The sequence below is a fragment of the Bradyrhizobium australafricanum genome (genome assembly GCF_020329495.1).
GTDB lineage: Bacteria > Pseudomonadota > Alphaproteobacteria > Rhizobiales > Xanthobacteraceae > Bradyrhizobium > Bradyrhizobium australafricanum.
In genome coordinates, this window is record NZ_JAGKJL010000012.1 from 63,020 (window position 1) to 82,845 (window position 19,826).

The following is a 19,826-nucleotide window of genomic DNA, read 5'->3' on the forward strand; positions in this document are numbered from 1 at the left end:
GCCGCCGAGCAATGGGCGCCTTAACATGGGCCGGCGCTGCCGCTGCGATCGCGGCAGCGGCAGGCGCCGCATGGATCGGCCACGGCCTGCCGCCACGGCCGGCGACCGCTGCGATCGTCTCCGTCGCGCGGGCGGCGGAGACTGCTGCGCCGATCTACTACCGCGATCCCGACGGCAAGTCGCTCTATTCGGCGACACCGAAGAAGACGCCTGACGGGCGCGACTATCTGCCGGTGTTTGCCGATGACCAGGGCGGTGCCGGCGGGCCCGGGCAATCGGCAGACGTGAGCGCGCCCGCCGCGAAAGGCGAGCGCAAGGTCAAATATTATCGCAATCCCATGGGACTTCCCGACACCTCGCCGGTGCCGAAGAAGGACTCCATGGGGATGGATTACATCGCCGTCTATGACGGCGAGGACAGCGACGACGGTTCGATCACGCTGTCGCCCGGCAGGATCCAGCGCAGCGGCGTCAAGTCCGAGCCCGCGCAGATGCGCCGCATCCGCACGCTGGTCCGTGCTCCCGGCACGATCCAGCTCGACGAGCGTCGCGTCTCCGTCATCGCGATGCGGGCCGAGAGCTATGTGCAGAAAGTCGCCGACGTCACGACCGGCAGTCGCGTGACGAAGGGCCAGCCGTTGATGGAAATCTACAGTCCGGCAATATCGTCCGCTGCGGCCGAATATGTCGCGACCATCACGTCGAAGGCGACTGCGAACATCGAGCCCTACGGGCGCGGCTCCAAGCAGCGGCTGACCAATCTCGACGTTCCCGAGCCCGTCATCGCCGAGATGGAGAAGAGCCGGACGGTTCCGATCGCGATCCAGTGGCTGTCGCCCCGCGACGGCATCGTGCTGCAGCGCGCCGCCATCGAGGGCATGCGCGCGCAGCCCGGCGACGTGCTGTTTCGGATTGCCGACGTCTCTGTCGTGTGGGCATTGGTCGATGTTGCCGAGCGCGATCTCGGCAACATCGTGGTCGGGCAGAACGTGACCGTGCGGGCGCGCAGCTATCCCGGCCGCAGTTTCGTCGGCCGGATCAGCGTGATCTATCCGCAGGTCAACAAGGAGACGCGCACGGCGCGGGTGCGGATCGAATTGCAGAATGCCGACCTCGCGCTGCTTCCGGACATGTATGTCGACGCGGAGATCGACACCGGCAGCCCGGCGCCGGTGCTCGCGGTGGCGGAGAACTCCATCCTCGATACCGGGAGCCGCCAGAGCGTGCTGATCGACCGCGGCAACGGGCGGTTCGAGCCGCGCGAGGTCAAGCTCGGGCGGCGCGGCGAGGGCTATGTCGAAATCCGCGACGGCCTCGCCGAGGGCGACGCGGTGGTGACCTCAGCCACCTTCCTGATCGACGCCGAGAGCAATCTGAAAGCGGCGATCAAGGGCTTTGCCGAGGCCGGTGCTGCGCAGGCGGGCGAGGGCGACAAAACGGGGGACCGCCAATGATTGCCCGTGTCATCGCCTGGTCGGCGCGCAACCTGCTGCTGGTGCTGTTCGGCACCGGCTTTGCGGCAGCTGCGGGCCTCTACGCGTTGCTGCATCTGCCGCTCGATGCGATCCCCGATCTCTCCGACACCCAGGTCATCGTCTACACTGAATATCCCGGCCAGGCGCCGCAGGTGATCGAGGACCAGGTCACCTATCCCCTGACCACGGCGATGCTGACGGTGCCGAAGTCCAAGGTCGTGCGCGGCTTCTCGTTCTTCGGCGTCTCCTTCGTCTATGTCATCTTCGAGGACGGCACGGACATCTACTGGGCGCGCTCGCGGGTGCTCGAATTCCTCAACGGCGCGGCGTCGCGGCTGCCGGCCGGTGTCTCGCCGACCATCGGGCCCGATGCGACCGGGGTCGGCTGGGTCTACCAGTATGCCGTGATGTCGAAAGAGCTGAACCTTGCGGACACCCGCACGATCCAGGACTGGAACCTGAAATTCGCGCTTGCCAGGGCCGAAGGCGTGGCCGAGGTCGCCAGCGTCGGCGGCTTCGTCAAGCAGTACAATGTGATCCTCGATCCGCAGCGGATGCGCGATCGCGGCATCACCATGCAGCGGATGCGCGACGCGATTCGTGCCAGCAACGCCGATGTCGGCGGCCGCACCGTGGAGCTCTCCGAGTTCGAATATGTCATCCGCGGCAAGGGCTATCTGAAGGACATCAACGATCTCGGCAACATCGTGCTGAAGACCGATAGCGGCACGCCGGTGCTGCTGCGCGACGTCGCCCGCGTCGAGCTCGGCCCCGACGAGCGGCGCGGCATCACTGAACTGAACGGCGAGGGCGAGGTCGCGAGCGGCATCGTGCTGCAACGCTTCGGCGTCAACGCGCTCGACGTGATCGAGAACGTCAAGAAACGTTTCAGGGAGATCGCGACCAGCCTGCCGAAATCGGTCGAGATCGTGCCGGTCTATGACCGCTCCAATCTGATCTATGCGGCGATCGACACGCTGAAGCGGACGTTGCTGGAGGAGAGCGTGGTGGTCGCGCTGGTCTGCATCGTGTTCCTGCTGCATGTCCGCAGCGCGCTGGTCGCGATCCTGATGCTGCCGGTCGGCGTCTTGATGGCATTCGGCGCGATGAAGCTGCTCGGCATCGGCTCCAACATCATGAGCCTCGGCGGCATCGCGATCGCGATCGGCGCCATGATCGATGCGGCGATCGTGATGATCGAGAACGCGCACAAGCACCTTGAGCGCGCCGAGCCCGGCCGGTCGCGGGTCGCGATTTTGATCGAGGCCGCGGCGGAGGTGGGGCCGGCGCTGTTCTTCAGCCTGCTGATCATCACCGTGTCCTTCATGCCGATCTTCACGCTGGAATCGCAGGAGGGGCGGCTGTTCTCGCCGCTCGCTTTCACCAAGACGTTCGCGATGGCGGCGGCGGCGCTGTTGTCGGTGACGCTGGTGCCGGCGCTGATGGTGATCTTCGTCCGCGGCAGGATCGTCCCCGAGCACAGAAATCCGATCAATCGCTTTCTGATCTGGATCTACCGTCCGGTCATCAACGGCGTGTTGCGGGCGAAGACGCTGGTGATCCTGCTGGCGCTCGGTGCCGTCGCCGTCTCGATCTGGCCGGCCCGGCAGCTCGGCACCGAGTTCATGCCCGACCTCAATGAGGGCACGCTGCTCTATATGCCGACCACGCTGCCGGGGATTTCGGTGACCAAGGCGGCCGAGCTCTTGCAGATGCAGGACCGCATCATCCGCAGCTTTCCGGAGGTCGCTTCGGTCTACGGCAAGGCCGGCCGCGCCGCGACCGCAACCGATCCGGCGCCGTCGGAGATGTTCGAGACCGTCATCAATCTGAAGCCGAAAGCGCAATGGCGTGCCGGCCTCACGCTCGACCGCCTGATCGCCGAGATGGACAAGGCGCTGCAATTCCCCGGTGTCTCCAACGCCTGGACCATGCCGATCAAAGCGCGCATCGACATGCTCTCGACCGGGATCCGGACGCCGGTCGGCGTCAAGGTGATCGGTCCCGACCTTGCCGTGATCGACAAGCTCGCCCGCCAGGTCGAGCAGGTGGTGAGGGGCGTGCCCGGCACCTCGTCGGCCTATGCGGAGCGCAGCCTCGGCGGCTACTATCTCGAGATCACGCCGAAGCGTGAGGCCTTGTCGCGCTACGGGATCGCGGTGCAGGACGTGCAGGACACCATCGCGACCGCGCTCGGCGGCCAGAGCGTGACCACGACGGTCGAGGGACGCCAGCGCTTCACCGTCAACATGCGCTATCCGCGCGATTTGCGCGACAATCCGGGCGCGATTGCCAGCGACATCCTGGTTCCGATGCCGGCGGGCGGCGCGGTGCCGCTCGGCGAGGTCGCCGACATCGCGCCGGCGCGCGGGCCGACCACGATCCGGACCGAGAACGGGCAACTCGCGACCTACATCTATGTCGACATCCGCGATCGCGATCTCGGCGGCTATGTCGCGGACGCGCAGCGCGCGGTGCAGGCCGGCGTGCAGTTTCCGCCCGGAACCTACGTGGTCTGGAGCGGGCAGTACGAATATCTCGAACGCGCCGCCGCGCGGCTCAGGATCGTGGTGCCGGTGACGCTGTTGATCATCTTCCTGCTGCTCTACCTCAATTTCCGCTCGGTGGCGGAGACGATGATCGTGATGCTGTCGCTGCCGTTCGCGCTGGTCGGCGGCTTCTGGCTGATGTGGGCGCTCGGCTTCAACCTGTCGGTTGCGGTCGCGGTCGGCTTCATCGCGCTCGCCGGCGTTGCCGCCGAGACCGGCGTCGTGATGCTGATATATCTCAACCAGGCGCTGGGCGAGGTCGCGGCGCGCCGCGCCGCCGAGGGACGCACGATCGATCGTGACGACCTCAATCGCGCGATCATCACGGGCGCGGTCGAGCGCGTCCGTCCAAAGATGATGACGGTGGTCGCGATCATGGCCGGGCTGTTGCCGATCATGTGGAGCACCGGCACCGGCTCCGAGATCATGCAGCGCATCGCGGTGCCGATGATCGGCGGCATGATCTCGTCGACGCTGCTGACGCTGATCGTGATTCCGGCGGTCTTTGGGTTGGTCAAAGGGTTCCGTTTGCCTCCCGCGGGCAAATTGCGACTGCCCGCAAGGACGAAATCGATCGTAACGAAAGTGCGAGAGCCAGAGCCAACCGGATGAGGTGATCTATGATGCACGACATGATGCCGGGAATGATGTCGGGCATGGGCCTGATTGGTGTACTCGTCGTCGTGCTCCTGATTCTGGCGGCCGCGGCTTTGGTCAAGTATCTTCGTTCCTGAAGACGAGGAGGCCACAAATGAAGCCCTGTCGAATTGCGGTACTCGCGACGCTCGCCTTCGTGTCGCCGGTGTTGGCCCAGAGCGGCGATCCCTCACGTGGGCAACGGGATTTTCGGGCTTGCGTGCCGTGTCACTCGCTTGAACCTGACCGCAACACGACCGGGCCGAGCCTCGCAAACCTCTGGGGGCGCAAGGCCGGAAGCCTGCCGAGTTTCGACCGTTACTCCGACACGCTAAAAGCCTCGGGGATCATTTGGGACGACCGCTCGCTGGATGCCTGGTTGGCCGATCCGCAACGCATGGTGCCGGACAATGAGATGCCGTTCGAAGGGATCAAGGATTCACGCGTTCGCTCGGACCTGTTGGCGTTCCTCAAGGAGGCTACCAAACCGGGAGGCGCCCCGGAGCGAGCTGCCGAAAATCGCATGAAGGGGATGGGAGGTATGATGGGCGGCGATCGCGCTCCCAATCTGAAGGCCCTGGAGCCCGGGCAGCGCGTCACGAGCATCACGCACTGCCGGGACACTTATCGCGTGATCACCGCCGACGGTAAGAGGCGCCAGTTCTGGGAGCGCAACCTGCGTCTGAAGACGGATTCCAGCCAAGAAGGTCCGCAGAGCGGAGCACCAGCAATTGTCCCCGCCGGAATGTTGGGCGACCGTGCGGACGTGATCTTCGCGGCTCCGGAGGAGATCAGCAGGACTGTCGAAGCACGGTGCTGATCTCCGGACCATCGCGGTGAACGCGGGGCCAGGACTTGCGCAGTTCCGGTGGCATGATCTCGTCGACGCTGCTGACGCTGATCATGATTCCCGCGATCTTTGCTGTCGTGAAGGGCGTCGCGTTTCGGGCGGCCAGTTCTGTCACCGCGCGACTAATAGGGGTCCGTTCACGGATCCAAACCAGATTGAATGATACCCCGAGGGGGTATATAGCTGATGGTGATTTGCGGCGGGCTGATTTGCGGTCAGCTTGCGGGTGGTTGGAGACGCGAGGCGGGTGTTGGTGCGGTTGACGAGGTCGGGGCGGGTGCGGGCGGGATGTTCCATCATCCTGGCCTATCTGTTTTGCGTGCTCGCGCCGTCCTTCGCACTCGCATTCGGGGCGCCGTTTCCGTGCCTGACCGATGAGGTGCAGCCCGCCGCCGCGGCGCATGTTCACGCGGCGTCAATGCCGATGGTGCATACCGAAGGTGTTGTGCACGATCATGGCGGCATGCATGGGCACCACACGGCCGACAACGCTGCTGCGCCTGCCAAGCATAGCCACGACGGCAAGAGTTCGCCGGGGCCGTGCTGCGCGCTGATGTGCGTGTCGGCGCTGCCGGCCGACCTGCCGTTCGTCGCCGGTCCCTTGCATCCGATCGCGACCCGTCTCGCCGAGGCCTGTCAGGGCCTGCGCAGCGAGGCGCCGGCGCGGCGCTATCGTCCTCCCATCGCCTGATCCTCGCTGACATCGTGGCTGCGCCGCGCGCTCGCGTGCGCATGCCTGTTGCTCATCTGATGATCGGGACAGATCCATGTATTCGCATCTCGGGGCGAGGCTCGCCGCCGTGGCCACCAGGCTTGGCCGGCGCGCGCCATCGATATTCCTGTCGCGGATGGCCGCCGCCATCCTCACATCTGCGTCGCTCGCCGGCTGCATGGCCGACGGCCGGCCGGTCGCCGTCGCAGGTGATCCGGCAAACCCGGCGGCGGGGACGGCCGCTGTCGGCTACCGCTCGACGATCGCGCCCTACAGCAGCCTGCGTCCGTCGACGCCGCAGCCCTGGCGCGAGCGCAATGACGGCGTGACGCCGCCGGCCAAGCCGGAACAGTAGGAGGCGCCATGCAACATCGGATCATCGTGCCGATCCTGCTGCTTGCGTCATCCGCGCTTGCGGGATGCGCGTCGTTCTCGCCCGACACCGGCATGGGCGTTGTCTCCGAGGTGACCGAAGAGGCGATCGGCAAGGACGTCGCCTTCGTGCGGTCGGCGGATGAGGCCGCGACCGTCGACGCCGCAGTGAAGCGGCTGCTCGCGCGCAATTTGACGGCGGATGCCGCCGTGCAGGTTGCGCTCTTGAACAACAAGGGGCTGCAGGCCGCCTATAACGAACTGGCGCTGGCGGAGACCGATTACGTCGCCGACAGCCTGCCGCCGAACCCGACCTTCTCGGTCTCCCGCATCAGCGGCAACGGCGCCAGCGAGGTCGAGCGGCAGGTGGTCGGCGACATCCTGGCGCTCGCGACCCTTCCGGCCCGCTCCGAGATCGCGCGCGAGCGCTTCCGCCAGGCGCAGCTCAAGGCCGCGCTCGCCACCTTGCGGCTTGCCGCCGAGGTGCGGCGCAGCCATGTCGCGGCGGTGGCCGCGAACGAGACGGTCGCGCTGCTGACGGATGCGAAGGCGACTGCGGAGTCCACCGCGCAGCTCGCAAAAAAGCTCGGCGAGACCGGCGGCATGAACAAGCTCGACCAGGCCCGCGAGCAGGTGTTCTACGCCGAGATCACCGCCGACCTCGCCAGCGCGCGGCAGAATGCGGCGAGTTCGCGCGAGCGGCTGGCGCGCCTGCTCGGATTGTGGGACGGCGATCTCGGCTTCCGGATTCCGGACCGGCTGCCGCCGCTGCCGAAGCGGCCGCTGCAACAGCCGTCGATCGAGATCGCCGCGGTCGGTCACCGCGTCGACCTGCAGATCGCGCGGATGGAAATCGTCGCGCTCGCCAAGGCGCTCGATCTCACCGAGGCGACGCGCTTCGTCACGCTGCTCGACGTCGCCGGCATCGACAAGCGGACGCACGATCCCGAAGCCCCGCCGTTCAGGGAGCGCGGCTTCGACGTCCAGTTCCAGATTCCGATCTTCGACGGCGGCGAGGTGAGGGTACGCCAGGCGGCGGAGACCTACCGCCAGGCGATGAACCGCCTGACCGAGAAGGCGATCAACGTCCGCTCCGAGGCGCGCGACGCCTACCGCGTCTACCGCTCGACCTACGACATCGCGCGTCACTACCAGCGCGAGGTGCTGCCGCTGCGGCAGATCATCACCGAGGAGATGCAGCTGCGCTTCTCCAGCATGCAGGTCGACGTGTTCGCGCTGTTGACCGAAGCGCGGCAGCGGCTCGCCTCGCTGCGCGCGGCGATCGACGCCAGGCGCGACTTCCTGCTGGCGCAATCCGAGCTGCAGACCGCGATCAACGGCGGCGGCTCGGCCGGCGCAGCATCGACACCGTCTTCCATCGCCTCGGCCGCGCAGCCCGCGGCCGGTGGCGGTCATTGAATGGAGCAGCACATGTTTTCACGACGAGGATTTCTGGGCAGCGCGGCGGTGGTCACGGCAAGCGCGGTCAGCGGCCGCGTCCAGGCCGCCGCCATTCCCGAAGCGCCGACCATGGACAAGGTGGTGATGCAGCCGCCGCTGCATCCCGCCAGCGGGCCGGACTACCGGCCGGTGGTCACGCTCAACGGCTGGTCGCTGCCGTGGCGGATGAACGGCGACTGGAAGGAATTCCACCTCGTCGCCGAGCCCGTGGTGCGCGAATTCGCCGACGGCATGAAGGCCAACCTCTGGGGCTATAACGGCCAGGCGCCGGGACCGACCATCGAGGCGGTCGAGGGCGACAAGGTCCGCATCTTCGTCACCAACAAACTACCGGAGCACACCACGGTGCACTGGCACGGCATGATCGTGCCGTCAGGCATGGATGGCGTCGGCGGGCTCAACCAGCCGCACATCAAGCCCGGCAAGACCTTCGTCTACGAGTTCGAGATGAAGCACAGCGGGACCTTCATGTACCACCCGCATTCCGACGAGATGGTGCAGATGGCGATGGGCATGATGGGCATGTTCATCGTGCACCCGCGCGATCCGGCGTTCCGGCCTGTCGACCGCGACTTCGTCTTCATCATGAGCAGCTACCTCATCGACCCCGGCACCTATCTGCCGAAGGTCAATGAGATGACCGACTTCAACATGTGGACCTGGAACAGCCGCGTCTATCCCGGCATCGATCCGATGCCGATCCGGCTCGGCGACAGGATCCGCGTGCGGATCGGCAACCTGACCATGACCAACCATCCGATCCATGTGCACGGGCATAATTTCGCGGTGACCTGCACCGACGGCGGCTGGGTGCCGGAGAGCGCGCAGTATCCGGAAACCACGACCGACGTGCCGGTCGGCGCCGTCAGGGCGTTCGACATGCTCGCCGACAATCCGGGCGACTGGGCGTTCCACTGCCACAAGTCGCACCACACCATGAACGCGATGGGCCACGACGTCAGAAACTTCATCGGCGTGTCGCGCCAGGATCTGGCGAAGGCGGTCGGCAAGCTCGCACCCGATGCGATGGTGATGGGATCGACCGGCATGGCGATGGGCAACATGGAGATGCCCGCGCCCGACAACACGCTGCCGATGATGACCGGCACCGGACAATTCGGGCCGATCGAGATGGGCGGCATGTTTACGGTGATGAAGATCCGCGAGGGGCTCGGCCGCGACGATTACGCCGACCCCGGACCGTACAAATATCCGCCGGGCACGGTTGCCTATGAGGTCGAGGCGCCCGCCGCCGAGCCCGCGCGCCAACCGCCGGCGGCGCCCAGGCGGAAGGCCAAGCCATCGATGAAGGAAATGAAGATGTAGCGGATCCAGCTCACTCACCAACGACAAGCATCAAACACAGAATGGAGAATCCAGTGAAGCAACTCACCAGCATCGGCATCGTGCTGATTGCACTGTCGGTCACCGCCGCGCCGTCGCGCGGCCACGAGAAGAACGGCCATGAATCCTATTCGGCCGGCGAGCCCGGCGATCCGAGCAAGCCCTCGCGTACGGTCGAGGTCGAGATGAAGGAGATGGAGTTCACGCCGTTCCGCATCGAGGTCAAGCGCGGCGAGCAGATCCGCTTCGTGATCCGCAACGCCGGCACCGAGGATCATGAATTCCTGCTCGCGACCACCGAAGAGAATCTGAAGCATGCCGAAGTGATGAAGAAGCATCCGCACATGGAGCATGACGATCCGAACGGCGTTCGCCTCGCACCGAAGAAAAGTGCGGAGATCGTCTGGAAGTTCACCAAGGCCGGAACGTTTGAATATTCCTGCCTGATCCCGGATCACCGCGACTACGGGATGACCGGCCGCGTCATCGTGAAATGAAACCAGCAATGAAAGAAAGCACAACAATGATGAACAGGATGATCCAACTTGCCGGCGCCGGCGCGTTCGCGCTGGCTCTGACCCTGGGCGCGGCGCTCGCGCAGGCCGCCGCGATCAACGGCGAGGTCAAGAAGATCGACGAGGGTGCGGGCAAGATCACGCTCAAGCACGGTCCGGCCAAGAGCCTTGGCATGGACGAGCCGATGACGATGGTTTACCGGGTCAAGGATCCGGCGCTGCTGAAGCAGGTCAAGGTCGGCGACAAGGTCCGGTTCGAGGCCCAGGAGGGCGACGGCGGCTACACCGTCACCGCGATCCAGAAGGCGAAGTGAGGGTCCGCATCAGCAGGTTGGGCTGTCGGCTAAACGCAGCCGGCAGCCCTTGAACCCGCGACGCATGATCGCCGGAGCTGTTCCGGATGGATCGGCTTGAATGCGTTGCGTGGCTGGCCTTATCCTGTCGTCTGGAAGGACGAGCCATGAACGATTGCTGCGGGCAGAACACGACCGAATGCTGCGCACCACCGCCGCTGACGCTGCCGGTCAAGGCCGGCGTGCGGGCAGGGGACCGCGGTCGCGCGACCGATTCGTGCGGCTGCTCGGGCGGCGTTCCGGTCTTTGACGGTCTCGATCCGCGCTACAAGCGCGTGCTCTGGACGGTGATCGGCATCAATGGCGCGATGTTCCTGACCGAGATGATCGCGGGTCAGCTTGCCGGATCGCAGGCGCTCAAGGCCGATGCGCTCGACTTCCTTGCCGATACGGTCACCTATGGACTGAGCCTTGCGGTGATCGGTGCCGGCCTGCGCGTGCGCGCCTCTGCCGCGCTATTGAAGGGCGCGTCGCTGAGCTTGATGGCGCTGTGGGTGTTCGGCTCGACCGTCTACCAGACGTTCGTGCTCGGCGTGCCGAAGGCCGAGGTAATGGGCGCCATCGGCGCGTTGGCGCTCGCGGCCAATCTAGGCTCGGTCCTGCTTCTGCTGCCGTACAAGGACGGCGATGCCAATGTCCGCTCGGTCTGGCTCTGCTCGCGCAACGACGCGATCGGAAACCTCATCGTGATGGCGGCCGCTCTCGGCGTGTGGGGATCGGTCTCGGCCTGGCCTGACCTTGCCGTCGCCACCGTGATGGCGACGATATTCCTCACCTCGTCGGTGCAAACCCTGCGGCAGGCATGGGCCGAATATCGCGAGGCGGCGCTACGCAGCCCGTCAGCGGCGCATGGCTGAGGAGGCCGCAAGCGCGCGGTGCTTCCTACGACAGGCCGCGCCAGGGCGGAAATTTGCCGCGCATTTACCTTAAATGATGGCTCCGGGGGAACGTCCGTGGCAGCGGCGCGTTGCTGTGCATCATTCGCGCGCACAGAAGGCCCCCTCCATGACAATCAACGCGGCAATACTGATGGCGGCATTGGTGCTATCGGGAACCGTGTTGGCGCAAAGCTCCGGCCCTTCGGCCGGCTCGGCGGGGGCCGGGCAGGCCGCCAACGTGACCACCACCGGCGAGGCGCTGAACAGCGCCAAGAAGACCGGCAACAGCGGGCCGCCGGTGGAGAAGGCCGCGCGTCCGGCCAAGCCGGATGCCGGCGCTGCGGGCAACACGGTGGGGGCGAGCCGCCCACAAAAGCCCGATCGTCGCCTCGAGCATTATCCGTAGATCACCCTCGTAATCCTGGGGACCTCGCCGGGTCCGAGCCGGTTCGGCCGGATCAGTCATGATATCGTCACGCCGTTCGCCAAGGCGACGTCGCATATCGCGTTGCCGCTCAACCTGATCTCGGCGGCATCGCCGCCCATTCTGGCCAGTCTGCTGACGCGGGTCGGAAGCAACGCGGTGCTCGAGTTAGCATTCGCCTGTTCGGTCGGCGCGCTGGTGATGCTTGCCATTCTCAGCCGACGAAGGCGTGAGGTCGGGACCATCGCCACGCCGTGACGTCACAATGATCCGGACAGGTCGGTCCACTCATCTGTCCGCTTTGCACAATCCGTGAGGCCAGGCACAACTTTTGCTTGCTTTTGATTGTGATGCGTTAGGCGTGATCGCGCGCTCGAGACATGGCACGGGGCATTGGCATGACCCAGCAGGTGATCGGCTTTGTCGGCTTCGGAGAGGCGGCGCAATGTTTCGCGACACATCTCGCAGGCAAGGGCGGTCCTGCACCGCTGGTGTTCTGCGAGGGCAAGACCAATCGTCCGCCTTATTCGGATGCGTTTCGGGATATGGCGTCCGCGTGCGGGGTGGAACTGGTGGACAGCCTGCCAGCGCTGATGGCGCGCGCCGACATCGTGTTCTCCGCTGTCGTGGTGGCAACGGCCGTGCCGGTTGGACAATCGATCGCCAGCCTGGTTCGGCCGGGGATGCTGATTGTCGACGTCAACGCCTCTACGCCCAAGGCCAAGCGGCTGGTGGGCGACGCCGTGAAGGCGAACGGTGGTGCCTTCGTCGATGCCAACCTGATGGGGGCGGTCAGCATCTATGGTGCGGCGGTGCCGCTGTACTGCTCCGGTGACGGCGCCGCGCGCTTCGCCGAGTTGTTTGCGCCGTTGGGCTTCACGATCGAACTCGCCGGCCCCGGCGCCGGCACGGCGGCGGCGGTGAAGATGCTGCGCAGCGTGGTGACCAAGGGCATGGAGGCGCTGATCGTGGAGGCGCTGACCGCCGCCTCGCTCGCGGGGGTGCGCAGCGAAGCGCTGCGCGGCATTTGCGAACCGATGGACGCGACGCGCTACAGCAAATTCGTCGACATGTGCGTGCGCACCGATGTGCTGCACGCCGAGCGCCGCGCCGTCGAGATGGATGGCGTAGCGGAGGGGCTGCGCGAGATCGGCCTGCAACCGATCATGACGGAAGCGACCGCCGCACGGCTCAGGACATCGGCACGGCTCGGCCTGCGCGATGATTTCGCGGCGCGCCAGGCCTACAGCGCCGATGACGTGCTCGATGCGTATGCGGCACGGATGGCCGATCTCTCTCGCGATTCGTAAATTCGTAGATGGGTAGAGCGAAGCGAAACCCATCGACTTCGTGCCACGGTGACAGACGATGGGTTTCGCGGAGTTTATCGTCGGGCCGCGCCTTGCGCGGACCCGTTGGCTCTACCCGTCCTACGCGCAGCAAAAAGCCGGCGCCGTCGTCGTGACGGCGCCGGCTCGATTGGTGGAATTTGCCTCGCTCAGTAAACCAGGCCGGTGCCCGGGGGCTTCTCCAGCGCTGCGGCGAGCGAGCGATATTCGTCGCTGTTGGTGCCGGCGAGCTGGGCGATGCGGTTCAGGTGATATTGCGCCTGATCGCGGTTGCCCTGTTCGACCTGCCAGAGGCCGTAATACTGCCAGGTGCGGACATGGGCCGGGTCGGCCTTCAGCGCGCGCTCGTACCAGATCTGCGAGACCTTGTAGTCGCCGAGCTTGCGATAGGAGTAGCCGATCAGGTTGGCGACGTCGGCGCGATCATCCTGGCTGAGCGCCTTCAGCTGCTCGATCGCGGCGGTATAGTCGTGCTTGTCGTAGATCGTGGTGTAGGCGGCGCGATAGCCGGCCAGGAACTTCTGATCGTCGATCGCGGAGCTCTTGTCCTTCTTCGCCTTCTTGCCCTTGCTGCTGCCGCTGTCGGAAGCCGGCGGCGAGGGATTGTCGCTGCCCGCGGCGTAGGCCGAGATGACCGGCCCGGAGGCGAGCGTCATCGAGAGCACTGCGAGGCCCAAAAACTTCGTCTTCCTGCTCATTCCTGGTTGCTCCTGATCGTTCCTGATCGTGCTCGGTAATCCTACACCGAAGCCTGATGACTTGAACACCCAGGGGTGCAGAACATTCCCGGCCGATCCCACGATTGCGTGATCCTGCTTTTCCGGCGGTAGAGGAGAACATGACAGAGATGTCATGCACATGAATGAAGTCCGTCAGGGTCCTTCAGAACGGGTTCAGTGCGCGGCCCATAAGGTCACGTGCATTGATCGGTGAGGCCGACCATCCGGCCGGAGACCTCTCGATCCCGACGAGGAGGACCATCATGCTGAAGACGATTTCCGCCGCGCTGCTCGCCATGTCCGTGATCGCAGCGCCCGCGCTCGCCGTCGAGACCGGCAAGGCCGCAACGCCCGCGCCGGCGACCACGACTGCCCCGGCAACCAAGGCCGCTCCCGTGATCAAGAGCGAGCAGCTGCCGTCGAAGGTGCGCAACGCCAACGCCAAAATGCACCACAAGCACTATCGCCATCACCGCCACCACAAGCACATGGGCATGCTGAAGGTGAAGTCGCCGAAGCATGCGACCAAGCACGTCCACGCGAAGGTCGCGACCAAGCACGTCGTGCCGGCCAAACGCGGCTGACCCAAGCGCGGTTGAATCTGATCCGAGGGGCGTAGTTTCGATCCACATTGCCCCGCTGCGCCTTTTGGATGCAGAACCGGCCCGTCCGTCCATTGCTTCCCCAATGGCGACGGGCCGGAGTGCGTCCGGCTCCGGTTGTGAACCCGGGCGAGGAATAACCGAGTTGCGAATTCCCTTCGGCCGCCCGGCAGTTTATGAGACGCCTCCGGGGACACAGGGAACAGCGTCGTTTGCGGATTTCATCACAACTGGCAGCCATCCTGCTGCTCTCGCTTCCGCTCGCCGGCTGCCTCACCAGCGACGACGGCGGCGGGCCGACCACCTTCACCGATGACCGGGGCGTCGCCAACCAGCCGTTCCCGGACCGTTACCGCGACCAGATCGTAGCCTTCATGCGGACCTACCTGAACAATCCGGTCGGGGTCCGCGAGGCTGCTATCGCCGAGCCGGCGCAGCGCACGGTGGGCGGCCGGCTGCGCTACGTCGTGTGCCTGCGCTACAGCGCGAAGGATACCGACGGCAATTACCGCCCCGCCCGGGAGCGCGGTGTCCTGTTTGTCGACGGCCGGCTCGACCGCATCCTCGACAACCCCGCCGAGCCTTGCGCCGGCGCGTCCTACGCGGCATTTCCGGAACTGGAAAAGATGCCGCGCTAAGGCATGATCCGGAAAAGTGTGAAGCGGTTTTTCCGAAAAGATCATGCCCGAACAAGAGGCAGTAGCGCGATCTGATCGCGCTTCTGCGCGGCGGCTTGTCGCAAGCCTGATCGAAACGTGAGCGAACTCCGATCACTTTTCGGGGAGCGTTGAACTTCACTTTAGCCGTCTGCGACTTACATCCAGCCGAGATGCGGCTGCTTAACCGGTGAAAAAACCTTCTGTGCCAGGGAACAAACGGGCGTTGTTGCGACCCTGTCACAGCTCGGAAACATCACGGGTGCGGCATTGCCCCAAAGCAACCTAATTGAGGTCACGTTGTTTGGCTTAACAGCGCAGCGTTAGTAACGGGGATCAGAAATGAAGAAGTTTTTGCTCGGCACAGTCGCGCTGGCCGCCCTTGCGGGCCCTGCGTTTGCGGCTGATATGCCGGCCCGCACCTATACCAAGGCACCGCCGCCCTATACCGCCCCCGCCGTCGTCTACAACTGGACCGGTTTCTATATCGGCGGCCATGTCGGCGGCGCGTTCACCGACGGCAACAACCTGATGGGCAGCGATGCGCGCTTCATGGGTGGCGTGCAGGGCGGCTTCGACTATCAGTTCGCCCCGAACTGGGTGATGGGCGCCGAGGCGCAGTATTCCTGGCTGCCCAGCTCCTCGAACAATGGCGTGCTGCTCCCGGGCGGAACGCTGGTGACCGGCAACACCGACCAGATCGGTTCGGTGACCGGCCGCCTCGGCTACACCTGGGGTCCGGCGCTGCTCTACGCCAAGGGCGGTTATGCCTGGCGCGACAACAACAACATCACTGCGTCGGTCGGCGGCGTGCCGGCGTCCTTCACCACCGATGGCGGCCACAAAGACGGCTACACGGTCGGCGCGGGCCTCGAATACATGTTCGCCCCGAACTGGTCGGCGAAGGCCGAGTACCAGTACTACAATTTCGGCAAGACCAACTTCACCAGCGGCCCGGCCGACCTCGTCGGCACGAGCTTCCGGAACGACGAGCACACCGTCAAGCTCGGGGTCAACTACCGCTTCGGCTGGGGTGGCCCGGTCGGCTCCCGCTACTGATCGCGGCTTCATCGCATCAATGAAAAGGCCGGCCTTCGGGTCGGCCTTTTTTGTTGGCCAGCCGCTCGCCCCGGAATGACGGCGGATGCGGTGAACCCGTAGCCCGGATGGAGCGCAGCGTAATCCGGGGCAGCCGATCCGACGAACGAAGTCCCGGATTTCGCTCCGCTCCATCCGGGCTACGACCCCACATTCACCTGATGTTCAGGCCTGATCGTGCAATGCAAAAAATAATTCCTGCATTGCACGGAACTTTCATCGTGCTGCGCTATTATGCGATCGCCGGGCTGGTGGACAAACGAACATGCGTAGTTTTGCGTTAGGGCTGATCCTCTCTGCGGTCTCCGTGCCGTGCCTTGCCCAGACTATCCTCAAATCCGAACCCCTGGCGCTCGCGCCTTACGAGGTCGTGTTCGTGCAGGATGCGTCCTGCTCGGCTGGCAAGGTGCTCAAGGTGACCGGCGCGATCCGGGGTCTGCATCGGCGGAAGATTTGCGTTTCGCTCGCCGCCGAACAGGCCTCGCTGGCGACGGCAACGCCGTAGGCGCGGGGCGACCGCACCCATTGTATTCCCGGCCCGCCGCTGCGCGCCGGCCAGCCTAACGTCTGATTAGTTCAACCGCGGCTCCAGGCGCGCTTCGCGATCGGCATCGGCCTTGTTCTTGGCCGGATCCTCGTTTGGCTCGAGCTGACAGGGCCGGATTTCGTAGTCGTTATCCAGCACCGGGCGCGGCGCGGACTTCTCCTCGGAGATGGCATCCACCACCAGGCCGGATTTCCTGGCCAGCGTCCAGACATCCGCCTCGGTCGGGTAGGCCTTGCTCAGCTTGGCGTCCTGATAAAACAGCGCGTACGGCATTCGTCGTTCCCCAAACAACCGACAACGCCAGCACCCGTTTTGGGTTTCAGGCAATATCGCCGCTCCGGTCACGGAACCGTGAGCGAGCATCCGCGGCAAGCATCTGAAAATATGAGTCATTTCGGCCCCTTCGCGGAAGGGCCTTGAGTCCTTAACGGGTGGTAAACCCCCGAAAAAAGAATCCCCGGGACTCTCCGGGTAGAATCGCCGGATGCTCCGGCCCATGAGAGCGATCCACCAGCCCCCTTACGAACGCGTGCAACTCGCGCTGGCGGTTGCGCTGCTCGCGGCCTGCGCCGCCAACGTGGCGCTGGTCTGGTCGTGGCTTTAGATATCCTGGCTTTAGATCTCCCGGCTCTCGCCGAAATCTGTATGTGGCGGCCACCCGAAATCGCCGGGGCCGCGCGGCGCCGCTGGCGATTGACGGCACCGGCATTCCTCCCATCATTGCCGGCAGAACAAGCGCCCGCCGCGCCCTGCGCGGACGGGCCGCGATCGGGGGGAGCTGATATGATCGACACGCTGAAGGAACGGGTCAACGGCGACGCCGGCCTGGTGCGGCGCGGCCGCTACCTCACCACGACATTCCTGCTCGAGATCGGCGCGGCCGCCTGGCTGATCGCGATCCATGAGGGCCGGATCGTCGCGGTGACGAAGGGCCCGTTCGTGATGCCCTCGTCGTCGTTTGCGCTGCGCACCTCGCAGGCGGAGTGGGACCGGTTCTGCGAAAAGCGGCCGCCGCCGGGCTCGAACGACCTGATGGCGCTGATCAAGCGCCGGGTGCTGAAGGCCGAGGGCGAGCTGCAGATCTTCATGGCGAACCTGCGCTACTTCAAGGAGGCGCTCGGCAAGCTGCGCCGCGAGGGAGTGGCCGCATGAGCGCCAGGTTCGAACCGATCGTCGGCCGTTACATGCATCTGGAGCTGTTCGGCCGGGCCCACCGCGTCTATGTCGAGGAGGCGGGCGAGGGCACGCCGCTGCTCTGCCTGCACACCGCGGGCGCCGACGGGCGGCAATATCGCGGCCTGATGAACGATGCGCGCGTGACGCGCAACCATCGCGTCATCGCCTTCGACATGCCCTGGCACGGCAAGTCGTCGCCGCCGCAGGGCTGGCACGACGAGGAGTACCAGCTCACCTCCGCGCAATACACGACCATGATCCTGGCGGTGATGGACGCGCTCGACCTCGACAGACCGATCGTGATCGGCTGCTCGATCGGCGGCCGGATCGCGCTGCATCTCGCGCTCGAGCATCCCGAGCGCTTCCGCGCCATCATCGGCCTGCAGGCCGGCGCACATGTCGATCCCTATTACGACCTGAACTTCCTGCACCGGCCGGACGTGCATGGCGGCGAGGTCGCCGCCGCCATCGTCTCGGGCCTCGTCGGCCCCGACGCGCCCGACAAGGAGCGGTGGGAGACGCTGTGGCACTACATGCAGAGCGGGCCCGGCGTGTTCAAGGGCGACCTCTATTTCTACAAGGTCGACGGCGACATCCGCGCCCGTGTCGCCGAGATCGATACGAGCCGCTGCCCGCTGTTTCTGCTGTCGGGCGAATACGACTATTCCTGCACGCCGGAAGAGACGCTGGCGGTGGCGAACAGCATTGCCGGAGCCGAGGCCACCATCATGAAGGGCCTCGGCCATTTCCCGATGAGCGAGAATCCGGGCGAGTTTCTCACGCACCTGCTGCCGGTGCTGGAGAAGATCGGCGGCCGCTAGCGCACGCCTGGGGTTGCTTTGGTCCTCGACCTCGGGCGGCGCGATATGACAGACTGCGCGTCCGCACGATTGGGCGTGAACCGGTTGCGCAGGAGGTCCCCATGCTTCCGAAGGCTGAAGCGGCCTATTTCGCGATTGCCGACATCTCCGGCTATACCAACTTCCTCGCGGCGGTCGAGCTCGACCATGCGCAGGATATCATCGCCGATTTCATGGATACGGTGGTGAAGGCGCTGCGCCCGCCGTTCCGCCTCGCCAAGTTCGAAGGCGACGCCGCATTCGTCTACACCACCGCCGAAGCAATCGACGGCTCGCTGCTGCAGGACGCGATCGAGGGCGCCTATTTCAAATTCCGCCGGCGCCTGCGCAACGTGCGCCAGGCCTCGACTTGCGAGTGTCAGGCCTGCGTCGCGATGGGCGATCTCGATTTCAAGTTCGTGGCCCATCATGGCGAGATGGTGAAGCAGAAGATGGGCGGCAGGGAGGAACTCGCCGGGCGCGACGTCATTCTGGTCCACCGGCTGCTCAAGAACACGGTGAGCGAGAAGGTTGGCGGACGCGCCTACGCGCTCTACAGCGACGCGGCCATCCGCGCGATGGGTGTCGATCCGGTCGCCCAGGGTCTCATCGCCCATCGCGAAACCATCGACGTCATCGGCGACGTGACGCTGTGGGCGCGCGATCTCGAAGCGGCGTGGCGGCAGGAAGACGCGCAAACCCGGATGCAGGTGACGCGCGACGATGCCTACGTCATGCTGGAATTCGACATCGCCGCGCCGCGGCAGACGGTTTGGGAGTTTTTCACCGTGCCCGGGCAATGGCAGAAATGGTGGGACGCCGACACCATCGTCGAGGATTCCGGCAAGGGACGACGCGGTCCCGGCACGAAGAACCACTGTATGCACGGCAACCATACCGTCATTGAGGAGATGCTCGATTGGCGCCCGACCGATTATTTCACGGTGGGCATCACGCTTCCGATTCCCGGCGCGCCGCGGATCGTAATGACTCGCGCCGTTCTGGACGGTCCAAACGGAATGACGCATCTGGAGCTGCGGGTCGCCAAACCTAAGCCAAAGGATCGAGAGTTCGTCGACGGCGCCGCGGTGAAATACGCCGAACGGATGACCAAGGCGATCGCCGGCTTGCGATCCATGCTGGAAGGGGAGCAGCCCGCCCTCGGTGCAGTGGAGGAGCCGGCGTTGACGCGATCGAGCGGACGCTTCCTGACCGAGCCGGTGAAACCGGGCGCGCGCGACTGATGCCCAACGCACGGTCCGGGGTCTAAT

At 65.3% G+C, this 19,826-nt stretch carries 22 protein-coding genes; 20 read left to right on the forward strand and 2 right to left on the reverse strand.

The window, feature by feature from the left end; genetic code table 11:
* Positions 1-11: 11 nt before the first annotated feature.
* The 13 genes from J6525_RS13285 to J6525_RS13345 all read left to right on the forward strand — a co-directional run bounded on the left by J6525_RS13285 (position 12) and on the right by J6525_RS13345 (position 12,879).
* Complete coding sequence (locus J6525_RS13285) at positions 12-1,454, forward strand: efflux RND transporter periplasmic adaptor subunit (protein ID WP_225644920.1); 1,443 nt, start codon at positions 12-14, stop codon at positions 1,452-1,454.
* The gene (locus J6525_RS13290; RefSeq protein ID WP_225644922.1) at positions 1,451-4,636 is read left to right on the forward strand and encodes an efflux RND transporter permease subunit; all 3,186 of its coding nucleotides are present in this window, start codon (positions 1,451-1,453) and stop codon (positions 4,634-4,636) included. Before J6525_RS13285 ends, J6525_RS13290 begins: the two co-directional genes overlap by 4 nt.
* 139 nt (positions 4,637-4,775) lie before the next feature.
* Entirely contained in the window at positions 4,776-5,480 is a 705-nt protein-coding gene (locus tag J6525_RS13295) for a c-type cytochrome (RefSeq protein ID WP_225644924.1), read from the forward strand.
* A 283-nt stretch (positions 5,481-5,763) separates the two neighbouring features.
* Complete coding sequence (locus J6525_RS13300) at positions 5,764-6,201, forward strand: hypothetical protein (RefSeq protein ID WP_376708499.1); 438 nt, start codon at positions 5,764-5,766, stop codon at positions 6,199-6,201.
* Positions 6,202-6,277: 76 nt separating this feature from the next.
* Positions 6,278-6,577 carry a hypothetical protein gene (locus tag J6525_RS13305; protein ID WP_225644926.1) on the forward strand — a complete coding sequence of 100 codons (300 nt, stop codon included), beginning with the start codon at positions 6,278-6,280 and terminating at the stop codon, positions 6,575-6,577.
* 8 nt (positions 6,578-6,585) lie between these two features.
* The gene (locus J6525_RS13310; protein ID WP_225644928.1) at positions 6,586-8,013 is read left to right on the forward strand and encodes a TolC family protein; all 1,428 of its coding nucleotides are present in this window, start codon (positions 6,586-6,588) and stop codon (positions 8,011-8,013) included.
* Between the two features lie 12 nt (positions 8,014-8,025).
* Positions 8,026-9,381 (forward strand): multicopper oxidase family protein, encoded by a 1,356-nt coding sequence (locus J6525_RS13315; protein ID WP_225644930.1) that lies wholly within the window; start codon positions 8,026-8,028, stop codon positions 9,379-9,381.
* Positions 9,382-9,422: 41 nt separating this feature from the next.
* On the forward strand, positions 9,423-9,896 hold the full coding sequence (locus J6525_RS13320; protein ID WP_225644931.1) for a cupredoxin domain-containing protein: 474 nt from the start codon (positions 9,423-9,425) through the stop codon (positions 9,894-9,896).
* Between the two features lie 29 nt (positions 9,897-9,925).
* Positions 9,926-10,228 carry a copper-binding protein gene (locus J6525_RS13325; protein ID WP_057019685.1) on the forward strand — a complete coding sequence of 101 codons (303 nt, stop codon included), beginning with the start codon at positions 9,926-9,928 and terminating at the stop codon, positions 10,226-10,228.
* 146 nt (positions 10,229-10,374) lie between these two features.
* Entirely contained in the window at positions 10,375-11,124 is a 750-nt protein-coding gene (locus tag J6525_RS13330; RefSeq protein ID WP_225644933.1) for a cation efflux transmembrane domain-containing protein, read from the forward strand.
* A 148-nt stretch (positions 11,125-11,272) separates the two neighbouring features.
* Positions 11,273-11,551: a hypothetical protein gene (locus tag J6525_RS13335; protein ID WP_057019637.1), complete on the forward strand. Its 279-nt coding sequence runs from the start codon at positions 11,273-11,275 to the stop codon at positions 11,549-11,551.
* Positions 11,552-11,653: 102 nt separating this feature from the next.
* Entirely contained in the window at positions 11,654-11,827 is a 174-nt protein-coding gene (locus J6525_RS13340; RefSeq protein ID WP_225644935.1) for a hypothetical protein, read from the forward strand.
* 122 nt (positions 11,828-11,949) lie between these two features.
* Complete coding sequence (locus J6525_RS13345; RefSeq protein WP_225644937.1) at positions 11,950-12,879, forward strand: DUF1932 domain-containing protein; 930 nt, start codon at positions 11,950-11,952, stop codon at positions 12,877-12,879.
* 188 nt (positions 12,880-13,067) lie between these two features.
* Here the strand turns inward: J6525_RS13345 and J6525_RS13350 are convergent, their stop codons facing one another.
* Positions 13,068-13,616, reverse strand: a complete 549-nt coding sequence (locus tag J6525_RS13350) for a tetratricopeptide repeat protein (protein WP_057019636.1) — start codon at positions 13,614-13,616, stop codon at positions 13,068-13,070.
* 284 nt (positions 13,617-13,900) lie between these two features.
* Between J6525_RS13350 and J6525_RS13355 the strand changes: the two genes are divergently transcribed.
* The 4 genes from J6525_RS13355 to J6525_RS13370 all read left to right on the forward strand — a co-directional run bounded on the left by J6525_RS13355 (position 13,901) and on the right by J6525_RS13370 (position 16,498).
* Positions 13,901-14,221, forward strand: a complete 321-nt coding sequence (locus J6525_RS13355) for a His-rich protein BRANT (protein ID WP_225644939.1) — start codon at positions 13,901-13,903, stop codon at positions 14,219-14,221.
* A gap of 230 nt (positions 14,222-14,451) precedes the next feature.
* Positions 14,452-14,877, forward strand: a complete 426-nt coding sequence (locus tag J6525_RS13360) for a hypothetical protein (RefSeq protein WP_225644941.1) — start codon at positions 14,452-14,454, stop codon at positions 14,875-14,877.
* Between the two features lie 360 nt (positions 14,878-15,237).
* The gene (locus J6525_RS13365; protein WP_057019633.1) at positions 15,238-15,954 is read left to right on the forward strand and encodes an outer membrane protein; all 717 of its coding nucleotides are present in this window, start codon (positions 15,238-15,240) and stop codon (positions 15,952-15,954) included.
* A gap of 304 nt (positions 15,955-16,258) precedes the next feature.
* Positions 16,259-16,498, forward strand: coding sequence for a DUF6719 family protein (locus tag J6525_RS13370; protein ID WP_026192929.1), 240 nt, complete (start codon positions 16,259-16,261; stop codon positions 16,496-16,498).
* Between the two features lie 66 nt (positions 16,499-16,564).
* Here J6525_RS13370 and J6525_RS13375 read toward each other — a convergent pair whose 3' ends face one another.
* Positions 16,565-16,813: a hypothetical protein gene (locus J6525_RS13375; RefSeq protein WP_016843366.1), complete on the reverse strand. Its 249-nt coding sequence runs from the start codon at positions 16,811-16,813 to the stop codon at positions 16,565-16,567.
* 510 nt (positions 16,814-17,323) lie between these two features.
* On the opposite strand from J6525_RS13375, the gene J6525_RS13380 reads away from it, so the two are divergent.
* The 3 genes from J6525_RS13380 (at position 17,324) to J6525_RS13390 (ending at position 19,799) form a co-directional block, all read left to right on the forward strand.
* Positions 17,324-17,692: a hypothetical protein gene (locus tag J6525_RS13380; protein ID WP_063790153.1), complete on the forward strand. Its 369-nt coding sequence runs from the start codon at positions 17,324-17,326 to the stop codon at positions 17,690-17,692.
* Positions 17,689-18,537 (forward strand): alpha/beta fold hydrolase, encoded by an 849-nt coding sequence (locus J6525_RS13385; protein ID WP_225644943.1) that lies wholly within the window; start codon positions 17,689-17,691, stop codon positions 18,535-18,537. The genes J6525_RS13380 and J6525_RS13385 overlap by 4 nt, the downstream gene beginning before the upstream one ends.
* Positions 18,538-18,638: 101 nt before the next feature.
* A complete protein-coding gene (locus tag J6525_RS13390) occupies positions 18,639-19,799 on the forward strand; it encodes a DUF2652 domain-containing protein (protein WP_225644945.1) in 1,161 nt (386 codons plus the stop codon).
* The last annotated feature ends 27 nt before the right edge of the window (positions 19,800-19,826 follow it).